Genomic DNA, 17,945 nt, shown 5'->3' with positions numbered 1-17,945 from the left:
GTCTAATCCCAGCAGAATGCTCGGACATTCTGCTGGAGCCGGCCCTTGAAAGCCCTCGACGAACTGACCTTCGACAATCGCTTCGCCCGCCTGGGCGACGCGTTCTCCGCCCACGTGCTGCCCGAGCCGATCGACAACCCGCGTCTGGTGGTGTCGAGCCCTGCGGCCATGGCCCTACTCGACCTCGACCCGACGACAGCTGAAACCCAGGAATTTGCTGAATTGTTCGGCGGCCACAAACTATGGGCCGATGCCGAGCCACGGGCGATGGTCTATTCCGGGCATCAGTTCGGCGGCTACACCCCGCAATTGGGCGATGGTCGCGGCTTGCTGTTGGGCGAGGTCTACAACGAAGCCGGCGAACACTGGGATCTGCACCTCAAGGGCGCCGGGCAAACACCCTTTTCGCGTATGGGCGATGGCCGCGCGGTGCTGCGTTCGTCGATACGTGAATTCCTGGCTTCCGAAGCCCTGAATGCGCTGAACATTCCGTCCTCACGCGCAGCCTGTGTGATCGGCTCCGACACCCCGGTCTGGCGCGAAAAGCAGGAACGCGCGGCGATGGTGCTGCGTCTGGCGCCGAGCCATATCCGCTTCGGCCACTTCGAATATTTCTACTACACCAAGCGTCCCGAGCAGCAGAAGCAGCTCGGTGAGCATGTGCTGGCGATGCACTTCCCGGAATGCCTGGAACAGCCTGAGCCGTATCTGGCGATGTTCCGCGAGATCGTCGAACGCAACGCCGAACTGATCGCCAAATGGCAGGCCTACGGCTTCTGCCACGGCGTGATGAACACCGACAACATGTCGATCCTGGGCATCACTTTCGACTTCGGCCCGTTCGCCTTCCTTGACGACTTCGACGCCAACTTCATCTGCAACCACTCCGATGATCAGGGCCGCTACTCGTTCAGCAATCAGGTACCCATCGGCCAATGGAACCTCAGCGCACTTGCTCAAGCGTTGACGCCGTTCATCAGCGTCGAAGCGTTGCGCGAAACGCTGGGTCTGTATTTGCCGCTGTTTCAGGCGCATTACCTCGACCTGATGCGCCGTCGCCTCGGCTTCACCATGCCTGAAGATGACGATCAATTGCTGCTGGAAAACCTGCTGCAACTGATGCAGAACAGCGGCGTTGATTACACGCTGTTCTTCCGCCGGCTCGGTGATCAATCCGCAGAACTGGCCGTTGCTCAATTGCGTGACGACTTCGTCGATATCAAAGGCTTCGATGCCTGGGGCGAACGTTACGTCGCCCGTGTTACGCGCGATGGCGCGCTCGATCAGGAACAGCGCCGCGCGCGGATGCACGCGGTGAATCCGCTGTACATCCTGCGTAATTATCTGGCGCAGAGAGCGATCGATGCCGCCGAACAAGGGGATTACTCAGAGGTGCGCCGGCTGCATGCGGTGCTGAGCAAGCCGTTCGAGGAGCAGCCGGGGATGGAGAGCTACGCCGAGCGTCCGCCGGAGTGGGGCAAGCATTTGGAAATCAGTTGTTCGTCTTGAGTAGGCTTAGATAAATACATCTACGGGCAGCTTGAAATACTCGGACAACCAGCGGACCTGTCTCAAGTTCAGCTGCCTCTTGCCGCTCAGGATTTCCGATACGACCGACTGAGTACCGACACCGGGCAAATCGCTCTGGGTCAAACCATGTTCACGCATCAGATATCCCAAGACCTCAAAACCGGGTGGTTTTGGCGCTGGGTGATGCGTGCGATCCCATTCTTCGATCCAGTCGCCGATTATGTCCACCAAACTCATCAACGGATTGGACTCGTCATCACCAGTCATCTCGAGCAACTCGTCAAGCGCCTGTACCAGCATGTCGTAATCGTCTTCGCTTTTCGGCTTGCGCAGTAATGGCGACACGAATTCCCAGTGCTCGGCGGCTTTTTTGATCAGAACACTCATGCCCTTCCCTCCTTCCATTTGCCGCGGTCGTACTCGCGGTGATCCAACACGTGCTTGATGTAAAGTTTTTGAGGTCGATATCTGACGTAGGCAATCAGCCTCAGCTTATTCCCACCAATATCGAAAACATGAAATTCAACCACCTTATCGATGGCGGGAAACAGCGCCTTCATGGCGGCAAAGTCCGTAGGTTTGCCCCCTTTGGCCACTTCAAGCCAATGATCCAGCGCATTGGCCGCATTAGGCCATTTTTCCTTTGCTTCTCGTATTCGTTTGTCAGTGATGACATGCATGCAACATCCTTATCGCATTCTGCTATGGGGAGTTAATCACAAACCAAAAATATCGCAAGTTGCGATACTGGAAGGCAGACCAACGGACTCGCCTGCTTCGTCCTCAGCCTAGGCATAACGCGAAGAGGTGCACGATTGAAATATGAGCAAACGTCTCCAACTAGCTGTTATCAGCTCTCCCTTGGATCTCGCTTATGACCAACCCACTGCTAATCCCCTGCCCATCCTGCAACGGCCTCAACCGCATCCCCGCCGAGCGCCTCGCGGACCAGCCGAAGTGCGGGCGCTGCAAATCTGCGGTTCTGTCAAGCAAACCGTTCGAACTCAAGCAAGGCGATTACGCCAGCCAGATCAAGGGCGATCTGCCGCTATTGGTGGACGTGTGGGCGGACTGGTGCGGGCCGTGCAAGTCGTTTGCACCGGTGTTTGAGCAGGCGGCGGCACAATTGGCGGGCAAGTGCCGGTTGGCCAAGCTCGATAGCGAAGCCAATCAGCAGTTGTCGGCGCAGTTGGGGATTCGTTCGATTCCGAGCCTGATTCTGTTCAAGAACGGCCGGGAAGTGGCACGGCAGAGTGGCGCGTTTCCGTTGCCGCAGTTGATGAGCTGGCTGCGTAGCCAGGGGATCTGATACCCCGCGCATCCCCTGTGGGAGCTAGCCTGCTAGCTCCCACATTGGTTTTCAGGCATCTTCGAGCAGATTGTGCAGTTCGACAAATTGCTGGGTCAGCTTGTGCCGCGGATCGAGGTGGATCAGCGGCGTATTGGCCTGATGCGACTCGCGCATCCGCACTGAACTGGTCAGATACACCGGCAACACCGGCAGACCTTCGGCGATCAACTCATCGAGAATCTGCTGCGGCAGGCTTGCCCGGGCCTGGAACTGGTTCACCACGATGCCTTCGACTTCCAGCCCTTCGTTGTGGTCTTCCTTCAATTCTTCGATTTCCGCCAGCAAGCCATACAAGGCTTGGCGCGAGAAACTGTCGCAATCGAAAGGAATCAACACGCGATCAGCAGCAATCAGCGCCGATACCGCGTAGAAATTCAGCGCTGGAGGCGTATCGAGGTAGATCCGGTCGTAATCTTCCGATAGCTCATCTAGCAACTTACGCAGCTTGTTGATCTTGTGCTTGGCCTCAAGCTTGGGCTGCAGGTCGGCCAGCTCGGCCGTGGCGGTGATGATGTGCAGGTTGTCGAACGGGGTTTCGTAGATATCGGCCTGGTTCTTTTTCGAAAAAGGTCCGGAAGACAGGGTCTGCTTGAAGAAGTCGGCAATGCCCATCGGGATGTCGTCGCCGGTAAGCCCGGTCAGATACTGAGTGGAGTTGGCCTGGGCATCGAGATCCACTAACAGCGTGCGATACCCCTCGCTCGCGCTGACCGCCGCCAGATTGCAGGCAATGCTGGATTTGCCCACGCCACCTTTCTGATTGAACACCACGCGCCGCATGACCAAACCTCCGTGTATCAAAGAATGATCGAGTGTAGATGCGCGCGGCCTCGCTTCGCTACCTTCACAGCGGTGGACTACAAGGTCAGGTGCAAATATCCGCGTGCAGACCGACTAAAAACCGCCATCAATTGCCGAGATGCCCGACAGACAAGCCTCTGCCAATCTGGATAATGGCCAATTGACAGTTTTTCAGCGAACCATTCGGTACATTTCGTTGCGCAAAATGTAACCAGCATTTGCTACACACTCGTCGCACCGGGATAATGCGCGCCACCCGGTGCCTAGCGCCACGTCAAGCCTGCTGCGGTTTTGGCGACTCAACGCGTCAACAAATGCCCGCAGGGGCGGGATGAATGTCCGTGATCAACTTCAACATCGCCCAATGGCGCGCATGGGCCCCGGGGCTCGATAGCGTGGACGCCTGGCAGGCCTGGAGCCGACAACCGGTCGTGCTCCAGAGCAGCGATGCCGCGCCCGATGTGTCGTTTTTGCCGGCCATGCAGCGCCGCCGTCTCAGTCGGTTGGCGCGAATGGCCTTCAGTGTCGGCTGGCCATTGGCCGACGGACGGGACAACCTGCCATTGGTGTTTGTCTCGCGACACGGCGAAACTCCGCGTACTTACGAGATTCTCAGTGATCTGGCCAAGGACGAACCGCTGTCGCCGACCCAGTTCAGCCTGTCGGTGCACAACGCGATCATCGGTCTGTGGTCGATTATGCGTGGCGAAACCAGCGAAATGACTGCCCTCGCCGCCGCGGGTGACGGTCTGGAACACGGCATGCTCGAAGCCGCGGCCCTGCTCAATGAGGGCGCGCAGGCCGTGCTGTTGGTGATCACCGAAGAACAACCGCCCGAAGCCTATTCGCGGTGGATAGACGACGTGCCGTTTCCTTACGCGGTAGGCCTCTTGCTCACCCCGGGTACCGACTGGCGGCTGACCCTGAACAGCACCTCAGAAGCACTGTCCAAGGCGCACTGGCCACACGCGTTGAATCTGCTGCGTACCCTGCTCGGCCAGCAAACCCTTTGCCAACATGCCTGGAAAAATCGTGTATGGACCTGGCAACGCAAACCGTGACCGAAAAGCACCGCGACGCCTATTACTGGCGCCTGCTGGCCACCGCCGCAAGCTTCGCTCTATTCGGGCTGGGCGGGCTGTGCCTGCGGATACTGGTGTTTCCGCTGCTCGGCTGCCTGCCGGGCGATGCCCTGAAACACCGCCAACGCGCGCGGCAGACCGTCAGTCGGCTGTTCTGGTTTTTTGTCCGGTTCATGGCCCGCACCGGCGTGCTCACTTACGACATTCAAGGCGCTGAACGTCTCGGCCGTCCCGGGCAGATGATCATCGCCAATCACCCGTCGCTGATCGACGTGGTGTTCCTGATCGGCCTGGTACGTCAGGCCAATTGCGTGGTGAAGAAAAGCCTGTGGGAAAACCCTTTCACCCGTGGCCCGCTGCGCAGCACCGAATACATCAGCAATGACGGCAGCATGGACATGCTCGATGCCGCCGCCGAGTCCCTGCAAAACGGTCAGACCCTGATCATTTTCCCCGAAGGCACCCGCACTCAACCGGGGCAGGCACCGTCCTTTCATCGGGGCGCGGCGGCGATTGCCCTGCGCGGTGCGAAAATTCTTACCCCGGTGATCATCAAGGTCAGCCCGACCACGCTGACCAAAGCCGAGCCCTGGTATCGGATCCCCAGCCGTCGCGTGCATTTCAGTTTTCGCGTCGGGGCCGATATAGATCCACAGACATTCGCAGCGCTTGGCCCGGCACCGCAGGCTTCGCGCAAGCTCAACGATTATTTGCACTCTTACTTCATCAAGGAGCTCGCCGAAGATGAGCGATCTGCACCGTGATATCAAACTGCTGATCATCGACGCCCTAGGTCTCGAAGACATCAGCGTCGACGACATCGGCGACGACCAGACGCTGTTTGGCGAAGGCCTGGGCCTGGATTCGGTCGACGCGCTTGAACTGGGTCTGGCGATCCAGAAAAAGTACGGCATCAAGATCGACGCCGACGCCAAAGACACCCGTAACCACTTCACCAACGTGACGAGCCTTGCGGCCTTCGTCACGGCAAAACAGGCAGCTTGAGACCGGACCATGCAAACTCGTGACGACATTTTCAACACCCTGCGCGATGCCCTGGTCGAGCTGTTCGAACTGGAGCCTGCGCGCATCAGTCTGGAATCCAACCTGTATCAGGATCTGGAAATCGACAGCATCGACGCGGTCGATCTGATCGATCACATCAAGCGTCAGACCGGCAAGAAAATCGCCGCCGAAGAATTCAAATCGGTGCGTACCGTGCGTGACGTGGTCGAGGCGGTGTACCGCTTGGTTCAACCGGCCGCATGAGCCGATTGATCGGCCTCGGCCTGCTGCTGGCCGGCCTGCTGTACCCCTTTGCGGTGTATTTCGGCATGGAGCACTTCGCCCCGTGGCAGTTCGGTCTGCTGCTGGGCAGCCTGTGGCTGGCGCGCGCGCTGACCGGCGAGCGCAAACCCGGCAGCCTGTGGATGGCCGGCGTTGCGATCGGGTTCTGCCTGCTGCTGGCAGTGTTCGACAGCCCTTTGCTGCTGCGCTGGTATCCGGTGCTGATCAGCGGCTTCATGCTGGTGCTGTTCAGCCTGAGCCTGAAATTCGGCCCGCCGATGGTCGAGCGTCTGGCGCGGCTACGTGAACCGCAACTGCCGCCCGAGGCGATCCGCTACACCCGTCAAGTCACGGTGGCCTGGAGCGTGTTTTTCTTCTGCAACGGTTTGTGCGCCGCCCTGCTCACCCTTTGGGCGCCGCTGAATTGGTGGATGTTGTACACCGGCCTGATCTCCTACGGATTGATCGGCCTGATGTTTGCCATTGAATGGCTGATACGACAACGGGTAAGAGGCCGTACATGAACTGGATAAAACTTGAGCAGCTGTTGCTCAAGGCCCTGCCGGCGCGGGCGATCAGCCACGCACCGGCACTCGATCACGCGCAACTGTGCGAACAGGCGTTGCGCCTTGCCGCCGGCCTGCAAGCCAAAGGCGTGCAGCGTCTGGCCGTGCATCTGGAAGATGCCGCCGAACTGGCCATCGCCCTGCTTGGCGCGTGGCGTGCTGGCGTCAGTGTCTTGCTGCCCTCGGATCTGCAAGCGCAGACCCGTCAGCGCTGGTCGGGTGAAGTCGATCTGTGGCTGACCGATCAAACCGGTGACAGTCGCTTGGCTGACTTGCATGAACCTGCAATGCCAGGCGCTGAACTGGATCTCGATGAGTGCCGCTTGAGCCTGTGTACTTCCGGCTCCAGCGGTGAACCCAAGCGCATCGACAAGACCCTGCGTCAATTGGCCAATGAGGTCGAAGCGCTGGAACAACTGTGGGGCGCGGATCTCGGCGAAGCCTGCATAATCGGCAGCGTTGCCACCCAACACATCTACGGTTTGCTGTTCCGCGTGCTATGGCCGCTGTGCGCCGGGCGGACGTTCGTGCGCAAGCAACTGGCCTTCCCCGAGGATTTGCAGCGCGCCAGTCGCGAGCATTCGGCTTTCGCCTGGGTCGCCAGTCCGGCGCTGCTCAAGCGCATGGGCGATAACCTCGACTGGCCGGCGCTGAGTGCGGTGCGTCGGGTGTTTTCCTCCGGCGGTGCGTTACCGGCCGAAGCGGCGCAGAGCCTGCATCAGCGTCTGCAGCAATGGCCGACGGAAATCCTCGGCAGCTCGGAAACCGGCGGTATCGCCTGGCGCCAGGGCGAAACCCTGTGGCAGCCGTTCGCCGCTGTCGAACTGAGTCAGGACGCCGACGGCGCCCTGCTGATCGCCTCACCATATCTGCCTGCCGGGCATGTTGAACACACCGCCGATGCCGCGCGCATTGCAGCCGACGGTCGTTTCCAATTGCTGGGGCGACTGGACCGGATCGTCAAACTCGAAGAAAAACGCATTTCCCTGCCGATGCTGGAGCAAGCGCTGGTCGCCCACGACTGGGTCGCCGAAGCGCGGCTGGGTGTGGTGCAGGAAAATCGTGCCGTCCTCGGCGCATTGCTGGTGCTCAGTGAAGACGGTTTGTTTGCGTTACGCGAACATGGCCGCCGCAGCCTGACCGAAACCCTGCGCAAGCACCTGAGTCAGCATTGCGAAGCCCTGGCCCTGCCGCGTCGCTGGCGTCTGGTGCGGCAACTGCCGCTGAACAGCCAAGGCAAACTGCCGCAAGCCGATGTCGAAGCGCTGCTGCTGGCGTCTCGACCGAAAGCCCCCGAAGTGCTGGAGCAAGTCGAAACCGACGGCGAATGGAGCCTGCAACTCAGTGTGCCGCCGGACCTGGCCTACTTCAGCGGCCACTTCCCCAAAGCCCCGGTGCTGCCCGGCGTGGTGCAGGTGGAATGGGCGCTGAACCTCGGTCGCCAACTGCTGAACCTGTCCGGCACGTTCGCCGGCATGGAAGTGCTGAAATTCCAGCAACTGGTGCGCCCCGGCGATGAAATCCAGCTGCACCTGCGCTTCGATCCCGAGCGCGGCAAATTGTATTTCGCCTACCGCAACGACAGCGCCACGTGCTCCAGCGGGCGGATTTTGCTGGAGGCCGATCATGCATAACCCCTGTGCCGTCATCCCGGTCTACAACCACGAAACCGCAATCGGCACCGTGGTCGACGCCCTGCTCGCCCAGGGCCTGCCGTGCATTCTGGTGGACGACGCCAGCACACAATCCTGCGCACGCTTACTCGATGCTCTGGCCGAGCGCGACAACGTGTTTCTGGTGCGGCTGACCGCCAATCAGGGCAAGGGCGGCGCGGTGATGACCGGTCTGCGTGAAGCGTCGCGACTGGGCTTCAGCCATGCCTTGCAGGTCGACGCCGACGGCCAGCACGACCTGCACGATGTCGCCCGTTTCGTCGAGGAATCCCGCGCCTGTCCTGAAGCAATGATCTGCGGTTTTCCGCTGTTCGATGAGAGCGTGCCCAAGGGCCGTTTGTACGCGCGTTACCTGACCCACGTGATGGTGTGGATCAATACGCTGTCGCTGCAAATCCGCGATTCGATGTGTGGCTTCCGCGTTTATCCGCTGGCGCCGACGCTGGCCGTGATCGACTCGGCCAAAGTCGGCAAACGCATGGATTTCGATTCGGACATTCTGGTGCGCCTGTCGTGGCGCAATCAGCCGATGCGCTGGCTGCAAACCAGCGTGCATTACCCGCTCGATGGCGTGTCGCACTTCCGGCTGTTCCACGACAACGTGCTGATTTCCAGCATGCACACGCGGCTGTTCTTCGGCATGTTGCTGCGCCTGCCCGTCATCCTCTGGCGACGGTGGCGCACATGAGCGTCGAGACCGACAAGAAGCACTGGGCCGACCGCGAAGAGCGCGGCAGTTTTCTGCTGATGAAATTCACCGCGTTCGCCGCCAAAGTCCTTGGCCGGCGGCTGCTGAGCCCATTGCTGTACGGCATCGTTCTGTACTTCTTCCTGTTTGGCCGCACCGCGCGGCGCAGTGCCTGGCAGTACCAGCAGCGACTGGCCGAATGGAGCCAACGCGACGACTTGCGTCCGAGCCATTGGCGGGTGTTCGGCCAGTTCATGGCGTTCGCCGATTCGATGCTCGACAAGCTCGACGTATGGAATGGCAAGCTGCGTATCGAGCAGATCGAAATCATCGATCCGGCGCTGCTGCGCAATCAGTTGCGCGGCAGTCGCGGGCAACTGCTGGTCGGCGCGCACCTGGGCAATCTTGAAGTGTGCCGGGCGCTGGCCGAGATCGGCGAGAAGGTCACGATGAATGTGCTGGTGCACACCAAGCACGCCGAGCAATTCAACCGCTTGCTCGGCGAGGCCGGGGCGACCAATCTGCGCCTGATTCAGGTCAGCGAACTCGACCCGGTGATCATGCTGCAACTGCACGAACGCCTGGAGCGCGGCGAATGGCTGGCGATTGCCGGCGACCGTGTACCGTTGCACGGCGGGCGTAGCGTCAGCGTGGACTTTCTCGGCCACCCGGCGCCCTTTCCGCAAGGCCCGTGGTTGCTGGCCGGCCTGCTGAAGTGCCCGGTCAATCTGCTGATGTGCCTCAAGCAATCCGACGGCCACTATCGCCTGACCCTCGAACCCTTCGCCGATGCTGTGGTGTGGACACGCCGCGAGCGCGAGCAGGTTATTCACCAGTGGGCCACTCGCTATGCGCAGCGCCTGAGTCACTATTGCCTTGAAGCTCCGCAGCAATGGTTCAACTTTTACCCTTTCTGGAAGACCGATGACGACGCCAACTCATGAGCCGGTAACCTTCGGCGAACGCCCTTTGCGCATCGAAGACGTGCTGGCCCTGGCCAACCGTCAGGCGCCCGTGCAGTTGCAGAGCGACGCGGCTTACCGCGAGCGCATCGCCAAGGGCGCGCGGTTCCTTGATTCGTTGCTGGACAAGGAAGGCGTGATCTACGGCGTGACCACCGGTTACGGCGACTCCTGCGTGGTCGCGGTGCCGCTGCATCACGTCGAAGCGCTGCCGCGTCATCTCTACACTTTTCACGGTTGCGGGCTGGGCAAACTGCTCGACGCGCAAGCCACCCGCGCCGTACTGGCGGCGCGTTTGCAGTCGCTGTGCCACGGCGTGTCCGGGGTGCGTGTGGAACTGCTCGAGCGTCTGCACGCCTTCCTCGAACACGACATCCTGCCGCTGATCCCGGAAGAAGGTTCGGTCGGCGCCAGCGGCGATCTGACGCCGTTGTCCTACGTCGCAGCAACCCTGTCCGGCGAGCGCGAAGTGATGTTCCGTGGCGAGCGCCGTCAGGCTGCCGATGTGCATCGCGAATTGGGCTGGACACCATTGGTGCTGCGCCCGAAAGAAGCGCTGGCCTTGATGAACGGCACCGCCGTGATGACCGGCCTCGCCTGCCTCGCCTACGCCCGCGCCGATTACCTGCTGCAACTGGCCACGCGCATCACCGCGCTCAACGTGGTGGCGCTGCAAGGCAACCCGGAACACTTCGACGAACGCCTGTTCGCCGCTAAACCGCATCCGGGGCAGATGCAAGTCGCCGCGTGGCTGCGCAAGGATCTGGCGATCGATGCGCCGACCGCGCCGCTGCATCGCTTGCAGGATCGCTACTCGCTACGCTGCGCCCCGCACGTGCTTGGTGTGTTGGCCGACAGCCTGAACTGGCTGCGTTCGTTCATCGAGATCGAACTCAACAGCGCCAACGACAACCCGATCATCGACGCCGAAGCCGAGCGCGTGCTGCACGGCGGGCACTTCTACGGCGGGCACATCGCGTTCGCCATGGACAGCCTGAAAAACCTCGTGGCCAACGTCGCCGACCTGCTCGACCGCCAACTCGCGTTGCTCGTGGACGAACGCTACAACCACGGTTTGCCGAGCAACCTGTCCGGCGCCAGCGCCGATCGAGCGATGCTCAACCACGGCTTCAAGGCTGTACAGATCGGCACCAGCGCGTGGACCGCCGAGGCGTTGAAAAACACCATGCCGGCCAGCGTGTTCTCGCGCTCCACCGAGTGCCACAACCAGGACAAGGTGAGCATGGGCACCATCGCTGCCCGCGATGCGATCCGCGTGCTGGAGCTGACCGAACAAGTCGCCGCGGCCACGCTGCTCGCTGCTAACCAAGGGGTGTGGCTGCGGGGTCAGGCCGAAGACGCCCGACCACTGCCGCCAGCGTTGGCCGCCATGCACGAGGAGCTGGCCAAGGACTTCCCGCCGGTCATCGAAGACCGTGCACTGGAGGGCGAGCTGCGCCTGTGCCTGCAACGCATCGCCGCACAACACTGGAGGCTGCATGCGTAGTGCCGGAGTGCTTCACGCCGATACGGAAATCCTCGTGCCGTTCTTTGACGTCGATACGATGCACGTGGTCTGGCACGGCCATTACGTCAAATACCTGGAAGTGGCGCGTTGCGCGCTGCTCGACAAGATCGGCCACAACTACACCCACATGGTCGAATCCGGTTACGCCTGGCCAATTATCGACCTGCAATTGCGCTACGTGCGTGGCGCGGTGTTCGGCCAGAAGCTGAACGTGCGCGCCAGTCTGGTCGAGTGGGAAAACCGCCTGAAGATCAATTATCTGATCACCGACCTGCAAAGCGGCGAACGCCTGACCCGCGCCAGCTCGGTGCAAGTAGCGGTCGAAGTGAGCAGCCGCGAGATGCAACTGGCTTCGCCGAAAGTCTTCACCGATGCCGTGGAAAGGATGCTGCGATGAACCTGATTTCCAAAAGTCTTGGCGCTCTGGCGCTGCTGGCCGTTTCAACGCTGGCCAACGCCTTCGACCTGCAACAACTCAGCCAGCAACTGGCCAGACCGGACGTGATCCACGGCCAGTTCATCCAGGAAAAACACCTGCGCGCCCTGCCTCAGCCGCTGATCAGCAAGGGCAGCTTCGTCCTCGCGAAAAATCACGGCCTGCTCTGGCTGCTGAAAACCCCGCTGCAACAGGATTACCGCATCAGCGCCAAAGGCATTGCCCGGCGTGACGGCAACGGCTGGCAATTGCTGCCGAACAAGAGCGCCGGCGCCGAGCAGAACCGTTTGTTCCTCGCTGTGTTGCAGGGCGACAGCAGTGGCCTGCAACGGGATTTCGAACTGGCCCTGAGCGGCGATGCGCAGAAATGGAAACTGACTCTGACCCCGCGCTCGATGCTGCTCAAGCAAGTGTTCAACCAGATCAACATCGACGGCGGCGAGTTGGTGCAAACCATCGAACTGCTGGAAACCCAGGGCGACAGCACCGTGCTGCGCATGCAGGACAGCACGGCCGGCCAACCGTTGAGCGACGCGGAGCAACATGACTTTGCCGAGTGAACGCAAGCTGCCCTGGCTGTTCCTGATTCTGCTGCTTGCGGTTGTCGCCCTGGCCGGTTGGCAGTGGCGCGACGGTGCGCCGCTGTCGGCGAACCTGATGGAGTTGGTGCCGGGCACCAATCCCGATGCACTTGAACTGCGCGCCGAACAACGCATGCAGGAACCGCTCAACCGCGAAATGCTGGTGTTGGTCGGCCACGCCGATCGCCAGCAAGCGGTGGCCATGGCGCAGACGCTGGGCGAGCAATGGCAGGCCAGCGGCTTGTTCGAAAAAGTGCAGTGGAACCTGCAAGCCGACCTGCCGGCCCTGCGCACGCAATTGCTGCAAGGGCGGCTGGCGATGCTCTCGGCGGATGATCGGCAACTGCTGATCGAACATCCCGACGCCTTTATTCAGCAACGGGTGCAGGCGCTGTTCGACCCCTTCACCGGTTTCAGTCTGGTGCCGAACCAGGATGACTGGCTGGGCCTCACCGGGCGCATCCAGAACAGCCAGCCGCAACACGGCGCGGTGCAACTGGACATCGGCAGCGGTGCATTGGTCGCCGACGCCGACGGCAAGAGCTGGGTGCTGCTGCGTGCGCGCACCACCGGCAACGCTTTCGATATGAACCTGCCGCTGCAAGTGGCGGATCTGCTCCAGCACAGTCGCGAGCAGGCGGCGAAATCCGATGTGCAATTACTGGCCGCCAGCGGATTGCTCTACGCCGCAAACGGTCAGCAGCAAGCCACTCGCGAGATGACTTGGGTCGGTGGTGGTGCCACCCTCGGCATCCTGCTGCTTTTGCTATTGGCGTTCCGCCGCTGGCGGGTGTTGCTGGCGTTTGTACCGGTGCTGGTCGGCATGCTGTTCGGGGCGGTAGCGTGTGTAGCGCTGTTCGGCCGTATGCATGTGATGACCCTGGTACTGGGTTCCAGCCTGATCGGCGTGGCAGTGGATTACCCGCTGCACTATCTGTCGAAGAGCTGGAGCCTCAAGCCTTGGCGCAGCTGGCCGGCCCTGCGCCTGACCCTGTCCGGGCTGACGTTGAGTCTGATCACCAGCGCCATCGGTTATCTGGCGCTGGCGTGGACACCGTTCCCGGCGCTGACACAAATTGCCGTGTTCTCCGCCGCCGGGTTGCTCGGCGCCTATCTGTCGGCGGTGTGCCTGCTGCCGGCGCTGCTGAACAATGTCGAACTGCGCCCGGCGCAATGGCCGCTGCATCTGGCCGAACGCCTGATTAGTCTGCGGGAAAAATTGCTCGAGCGTGTCCATACACCGGTGCTGCTCGCACTGCTGATCGCCTTCTGCATCGGCGGTCTGTTGCAACTGCAAAGCAAAAACGACATCCGCCAATGGGTCGGCGCACCGCAACGCCTGACCGATGAAGCGCAGACCATTGCACGCATCACTGGCTATCAGCCGACCAGTCAATTCTTCCTCGTTCGCGCGGCCAACCAGCAAGAATTGCTCGAACGTCAGGCCGCGCTGAGCGATCGGCTGCAGCAACTGGTCAACCTCGACAAACTGCAAGGCTATCTGGCGCTGGATCAACTGGTCAGCCCGCCGAGTCAGCAACAGCAAGTGCGCGACGCGCTGAACAAACTGCCACAGGTCTGGCAGCCATTGCTTGATCTCGGCGTCCCCCTCGCCGCCCTGCAAACCGAGCTGCAACAGTTGCAGGCGCTACCGCTTGAAGACATCGACGCCGCGCTGGCCGGCCCGCTCGGCGAGCCCTATCGCACGCTGTGGCTTGGCCCCACCGAAGACGGTGTGGCAGCGATGACCAGCCTGCAAGGCCTGAACAACCCTTCACTGCTGCGGGTGCAGGCGCTGGATCTGCCGGGCGTGGTGCTGGTGGATCGACTCGGTGAGCTGAACAACGTTTTCGCGGCCACGCAGATCAGCGCCGCCGAACTGAAACTCGCCTCCTGCGTGTTGATCGTGCTGGTATTGATCCTGCCATTCGGTTTCGGCGGCGCGTTGCGCATCGTCGCCCTGCCGTTGCTGGCGGCGCTGTGCAGTCTGGCCAGCCTTGGCTGGCTCGGCCAGCCGCTGACCCTGTTCAGTCTGTTCGGCCTGTTGCTGGTGACGGCGATCAGCGTCGACTACGCGATTCTCATGCGTGAGCAGGTCGGCGGCGCGGCGGTAAGCCTGCTCGGCACCTTGCTGGCGGCCGTGACCACATGGCTGTCGTTTGGCTTGTTGGCAGTTTCCAGCACACCGGCAGTGAGCAATTTCGGCCTGTCGGTGAGTCTCGGTCTGGCGTTCAGTTTCATGCTCGCGCCGTGGGCCGGGCGTCATGAACACACGGCCACCGTTACGGAGCATGCCGCATGATGGTCATCGGTTTCTGGTTGCTGGCCCTGGCGTTGTTCGCCGTGGCCACTCGCATCGGTCGCCACTTCGGCCTGATCCCGATTGTCAGCCAGTTGCTGCTGGCGAGTTTCGGCTTGCCGCTGCTGATGTATTTCTGGATCGAACCGGGCTGGCAACTCAGCGGCGCTGAACTGATCGCGCCGGTGTGGCTGAAAAACCTCTACAGCCTGAGTTTCGCGCTGTTGCTCGGGCATATCCTCAGCGATGTGATCGACCTGCGCCTGGATCGCCAGAGCGTGAAAATCGCCGTGCCGAGTTTCGCCGTGCCGTTCGCCTGTGGTCTGGCGGCTGCGTACTGGTTGCTACCCGCGCAACCGTGGCTGAACTCACTGGCCATCGGACTGGTGTTCGCGATTACCGCGATCCCGGTGCTGTACCTGTATCTGCGTCACATCGATTACCCACCCGCTGCCACCCGGCGTCTGGTGCAAACCGCGATCCTGATCGACCTGACCTGCTGGACGTTGTTCGGTCTGGCTCAGGGCAGTCTGCATTTGAGCAGTCTGTTGCTGCCGCTAGGGCTGGCTTGCGTGCCCTTGCTGCTGCGTCTGTTCGGTGTTCGCCGACCACTGACCTACAGCCTCGGTTTCTTCGCGCTGCTGGTCATGGCCGAGCACTACAAACTCAACGCGCTGATCTTCGGCATCGGTTATCTGCTGTGCATGGCGGCGTTGAAAGTGCCGCTGGTTTTGCCGCTGCCGGCGCGCTGGATGAGCCGTTTGCAAACGTGGATCGCGATCCCGCTGATCCTCACGTTCGGCATCGTCCAGATCGACGTACACGCCGCCCTCGCCAGCCTCGGCGCCGTGCAATGGGCGGCGCTGCTGCTGTTGCCGATTGCCAGTAAAGTGCTCGGCAACTGGCTCGGCCTCGGCTGGGCTGGCGCCTCCTTCGAAGGCGCCAGCCGCTGGCGCGAAAGCGTGCTGCTGAATATTCGCGGCCTGAGCGAAATCGTCTTTCTCAACTTGCTGTTGCAACAACAACTCATCACGCCTGCGCTGTACTTCGCGCTGATGGTGATGGGCCTGATCGCGACGCTGTTGCCGGCCCTGATCGGCCTGCACCGCACGCCCCTCAAACACACCGCCATCGCGCCCGGGAGTTCACGTGCCAACCGTTGAAATGCAACGTCGTCAGGTAGTGATCATTGGCGCCGGCCCGTCCGGCGCCATCGCCGCCGCGCTGCTCAAGCGCAAGGGCCACGACGTGCTGGTGATCGAGCGCCAACACTTCCCACGGTTTTCCATCGGCGAAAGCCTGCTCAGCCACTGCCTGGACTTCGTCGAAGAAGCGGGCATGCTCGACGCCGTCAACGCCGCCGGATTCCAGCGCAAGACCGGCGCCGCGTTTGCCTGGGGCGAGCGCTACAGCGCGTTCGATTTCGGCGACACCTTCACCAACGGCAAGCCGACCACGTTCCAGGTGCAGCGCGCCGATTTCGACAAGCTGCTGGCCGATCAAGCGGCACTGCAAGGTGCCGAGATCCGCTACGGCGACGCCATTGTCAGCGTTGATTTTGACCGAGCCAAACCGCTGCTGAACGTGCTTCGCGAAGACGGCAGCGAATACCGCGTCGAGGCCGATTTCGTCCTCGACGCCAGCGGTTACGGTCGTGTGCTCTCGCGCTTGCTGGATCTGGAAGCGCCGTCGAATTTCCCGGTGCGTCAGGCCGTGTTCACCCACGTCGAAGATCACATCGACAACCCGGCCTTCGACCGCGAAAAAATCCTCGTCACCACGCACCCGCAGCATCGCGATATCTGGTTCTGGACGATCCCGTTCAGCAACGGTCGCTGCTCGGTGGGCGTGGTCGCCGCCGCTGAACATTTCCACGGTCGCGACGCGGACCTCGACGCCTGCCTGCGCGGTTTCATCGCCGAAACGCCTAGCCTTTCCGGCGTGCTGAACAACGCCGTGTGGGACACCCCGGCGCGCACCCTCGGCGGCTACGCGGCCAACGTCAAAACCCTGCATGGTCCGGGCTTCGCGCTACTGGGCAATGCGGCGGAATTTCTCGACCCGGTGTTCTCCTCCGGCGTGACCATCGCCATGCGTTCGGCGAGCATGGCGGCCGCTGTGCTGCATCGTCAGTTGCAAGGCGAAACCGTCGACTGGCAAAGCGAATTCGCCGAACCGTTGAAGCGCGGCGTTGACACCTTCCGCTGCTACGTCGAGGGCTGGTACGCCGGGACCTTTCAGGACGTGATTTTTTATGAGGACAGCCAGGCGGAAATTCGCCGGATGATCTGCTCGATCCTCGCCGGTTACGCCTGGGACGAACGCAACCCGTTCGTCAGCGAAGCGCGTCGCCGGTTGAAGATGATTTCCGAACTTTGTGCAAAGGACGCCCCATGAGTTACCTGAGCGACAGCTACGTCGAGGAAACCCGCTTCGGTTTCTGGTTCCTGCGCAGCCATACCTGGCAGCACCATGTGTTGCGCGTGGCGATCAACGATCTGCGCGGTCTGTTCAGCGAGTCGCTGCCGGCGAACCCGGTACTGCTGGATGCCGGTTGCGGTCAGGGCAAGTCGTTCCGCCACCTGCGCCAGACCTTCGCGCCACAGCGTTTGATCGGCGTTGACGCCGATCCGCACAGCCTTGAGTTGAGCGGCGAAGAAGCGGCGCGCCAGGGCCTGGACGTCGAGTTGATCGGGAGCGATTGCGCGACACTCAACGTGCCGGATGCCAGTGTCGACCTGCTGTTCTGTCATCAGACCTTTCATCATCTGGTCGAGCAGGAAAAAGCCCTCGCCGAGTTCTATCGCGTACTCAAACCGGGCGGTTATCTGCTGTTCGCCGAGTCCACCGAGGCTTACATTGATACCTGGGTGATCCGCTGGCTGTTCCGCCATCCGATGCATGTGCAGAAGAGTGCGGCGCAGTATCTGCAGATGATTCGCGAGCAGGGTTTCGAGTTTGACGAGCGCAATGTCTCGTACCCGTATCTGTGGTGGAGCCGCTCGAAGGACTTCGGTTTGCTGGAGCGCTCCGGGTTGCGCAAACCGAAGCCGTTTGGCGAGCGTGAGGAAACGCTGGTGAACGTCGTGGCGCGCAAGCCAATGGCAGAGGCCTCATGATGTACCCCATTACCTGTAGGAGTGAGCCTGCTCGCGATAGCG

The 17,945-nt window shown here is 61.5% G+C and carries 20 protein-coding genes; 17 read left to right on the top strand and 3 right to left on the bottom strand.

Annotated features, from left to right (window positions below):
* Positions 1-45 precede the first annotated feature (45 nt).
* Positions 46-1,509: a protein adenylyltransferase SelO gene (gene selO / locus IAI51_RS17605; RefSeq protein WP_187679636.1), complete on the top strand. Its 1,464-nt coding sequence runs from the start codon at positions 46-48 to the stop codon at positions 1,507-1,509.
* 6 nt (positions 1,510-1,515) lie between these two features.
* Here the strand turns inward: selO and IAI51_RS17600 are convergent, their stop codons facing one another.
* Positions 1,516-1,917, bottom strand: a complete 402-nt coding sequence (locus tag IAI51_RS17600) for a type II toxin-antitoxin system HigA family antitoxin (RefSeq protein ID WP_187679635.1) — start codon at positions 1,915-1,917, stop codon at positions 1,516-1,518.
* The gene (locus tag IAI51_RS17595) at positions 1,914-2,210 is read right to left on the bottom strand and encodes a type II toxin-antitoxin system HigB family toxin (RefSeq protein WP_187679634.1); all 297 of its coding nucleotides are present in this window, start codon (positions 2,208-2,210) and stop codon (positions 1,914-1,916) included. The genes IAI51_RS17600 and IAI51_RS17595 overlap by 4 nt, the downstream gene beginning before the upstream one ends.
* Before the next feature lie 194 nt (positions 2,211-2,404).
* On the opposite strand from IAI51_RS17595, the gene trxC reads away from it, so the two are divergent.
* Positions 2,405-2,839 carry a thioredoxin TrxC gene (gene trxC, locus IAI51_RS17590; protein WP_187679633.1) on the top strand — a complete coding sequence of 145 codons (435 nt, stop codon included), beginning with the start codon at positions 2,405-2,407 and terminating at the stop codon, positions 2,837-2,839.
* A gap of 51 nt (positions 2,840-2,890) precedes the next feature.
* On the opposite strand, the gene IAI51_RS17585 is transcribed toward trxC, so the two are convergent.
* Positions 2,891-3,661 (bottom strand): ParA family protein, encoded by a 771-nt coding sequence (locus tag IAI51_RS17585; protein ID WP_102355587.1) that lies wholly within the window; start codon positions 3,659-3,661, stop codon positions 2,891-2,893.
* Positions 3,662-4,017: 356 nt separating this feature from the next.
* Here IAI51_RS17585 and IAI51_RS17580 point away from each other — a divergent pair, with 356 nt between their 5' ends.
* Genes IAI51_RS17580 through IAI51_RS17510 form a run of 15 tightly spaced genes read left to right on the top strand, consistent with a single transcriptional unit; the run spans position 4,018 to position 17,903 of the window.
* Positions 4,018-4,743, top strand: coding sequence for a beta-ketoacyl synthase chain length factor (locus tag IAI51_RS17580; protein ID WP_187679632.1), 726 nt, complete (start codon positions 4,018-4,020; stop codon positions 4,741-4,743).
* Positions 4,719-5,528 (top strand): lysophospholipid acyltransferase family protein, encoded by an 810-nt coding sequence (locus IAI51_RS17575; protein ID WP_187679631.1) that lies wholly within the window; start codon positions 4,719-4,721, stop codon positions 5,526-5,528. The genes IAI51_RS17580 and IAI51_RS17575 overlap by 25 nt, the downstream gene beginning before the upstream one ends.
* A complete protein-coding gene (locus tag IAI51_RS17570) occupies positions 5,509-5,769 on the top strand; it encodes a phosphopantetheine-binding protein (RefSeq protein WP_187679630.1) in 261 nt (86 codons plus the stop codon). The genes IAI51_RS17575 and IAI51_RS17570 overlap by 20 nt, the downstream gene beginning before the upstream one ends.
* 9 nt (positions 5,770-5,778) lie before the next feature.
* Positions 5,779-6,033 carry an acyl carrier protein gene (locus IAI51_RS17565; RefSeq protein WP_187679629.1) on the top strand — a complete coding sequence of 85 codons (255 nt, stop codon included), beginning with the start codon at positions 5,779-5,781 and terminating at the stop codon, positions 6,031-6,033.
* Positions 6,030-6,575, top strand: a complete 546-nt coding sequence (locus tag IAI51_RS17560; protein WP_187679628.1) for a hypothetical protein — start codon at positions 6,030-6,032, stop codon at positions 6,573-6,575. The genes IAI51_RS17565 and IAI51_RS17560 overlap by 4 nt, the downstream gene beginning before the upstream one ends.
* Entirely contained in the window at positions 6,572-8,251 is a 1,680-nt protein-coding gene (locus IAI51_RS17555) for an acyl-CoA synthetase family protein (RefSeq protein ID WP_187679627.1), read from the top strand. Before IAI51_RS17560 ends, IAI51_RS17555 begins: the two co-directional genes overlap by 4 nt.
* Positions 8,244-8,978 carry a glycosyltransferase family 2 protein gene (locus IAI51_RS17550; RefSeq protein ID WP_187679626.1) on the top strand — a complete coding sequence of 245 codons (735 nt, stop codon included), beginning with the start codon at positions 8,244-8,246 and terminating at the stop codon, positions 8,976-8,978. The genes IAI51_RS17555 and IAI51_RS17550 overlap by 8 nt, the downstream gene beginning before the upstream one ends.
* The gene (locus IAI51_RS17545; protein WP_187679625.1) at positions 8,975-9,922 is read left to right on the top strand and encodes a glycosyl transferase; all 948 of its coding nucleotides are present in this window, start codon (positions 8,975-8,977) and stop codon (positions 9,920-9,922) included. The genes IAI51_RS17550 and IAI51_RS17545 overlap by 4 nt, the downstream gene beginning before the upstream one ends.
* Positions 9,903-11,447, top strand: a complete 1,545-nt coding sequence (hutH, locus tag IAI51_RS17540) for a histidine ammonia-lyase (RefSeq protein ID WP_187679624.1) — start codon at positions 9,903-9,905, stop codon at positions 11,445-11,447. The genes IAI51_RS17545 and hutH overlap by 20 nt, the downstream gene beginning before the upstream one ends.
* Positions 11,440-11,865, top strand: coding sequence for an acyl-CoA thioesterase (locus IAI51_RS17535; RefSeq protein ID WP_095187415.1), 426 nt, complete (start codon positions 11,440-11,442; stop codon positions 11,863-11,865). Before hutH ends, IAI51_RS17535 begins: the two co-directional genes overlap by 8 nt.
* Complete coding sequence (locus IAI51_RS17530) at positions 11,862-12,464, top strand: outer membrane lipoprotein carrier protein LolA (protein ID WP_187679623.1); 603 nt, start codon at positions 11,862-11,864, stop codon at positions 12,462-12,464. Before IAI51_RS17535 ends, IAI51_RS17530 begins: the two co-directional genes overlap by 4 nt.
* Positions 12,448-14,787: an MMPL family transporter gene (locus tag IAI51_RS17525; RefSeq protein WP_187679622.1), complete on the top strand. Its 2,340-nt coding sequence runs from the start codon at positions 12,448-12,450 to the stop codon at positions 14,785-14,787. The genes IAI51_RS17530 and IAI51_RS17525 overlap by 17 nt, the downstream gene beginning before the upstream one ends.
* Positions 14,784-15,947, top strand: coding sequence for a sodium:proton antiporter (locus tag IAI51_RS17520; RefSeq protein WP_187679621.1), 1,164 nt, complete (start codon positions 14,784-14,786; stop codon positions 15,945-15,947). The genes IAI51_RS17525 and IAI51_RS17520 overlap by 4 nt, the downstream gene beginning before the upstream one ends.
* Positions 15,934-17,181: an NAD(P)/FAD-dependent oxidoreductase gene (locus IAI51_RS17515; protein WP_187679620.1), complete on the top strand. Its 1,248-nt coding sequence runs from the start codon at positions 15,934-15,936 to the stop codon at positions 17,179-17,181. Before IAI51_RS17520 ends, IAI51_RS17515 begins: the two co-directional genes overlap by 14 nt.
* A complete protein-coding gene (locus IAI51_RS17510) occupies positions 17,178-17,903 on the top strand; it encodes a class I SAM-dependent methyltransferase (RefSeq protein WP_187679619.1) in 726 nt (241 codons plus the stop codon). Before IAI51_RS17515 ends, IAI51_RS17510 begins: the two co-directional genes overlap by 4 nt.
* Positions 17,904-17,945 lie beyond the last annotated feature (42 nt).

This window comes from Pseudomonas sp. N40(2020) (assembly GCF_014472415.1).
Lineage (GTDB): Bacteria > Pseudomonadota > Gammaproteobacteria > Pseudomonadales > Pseudomonadaceae > Aquipseudomonas.
This window is presented reverse-complemented; position numbering and strand designations above follow the sequence as displayed.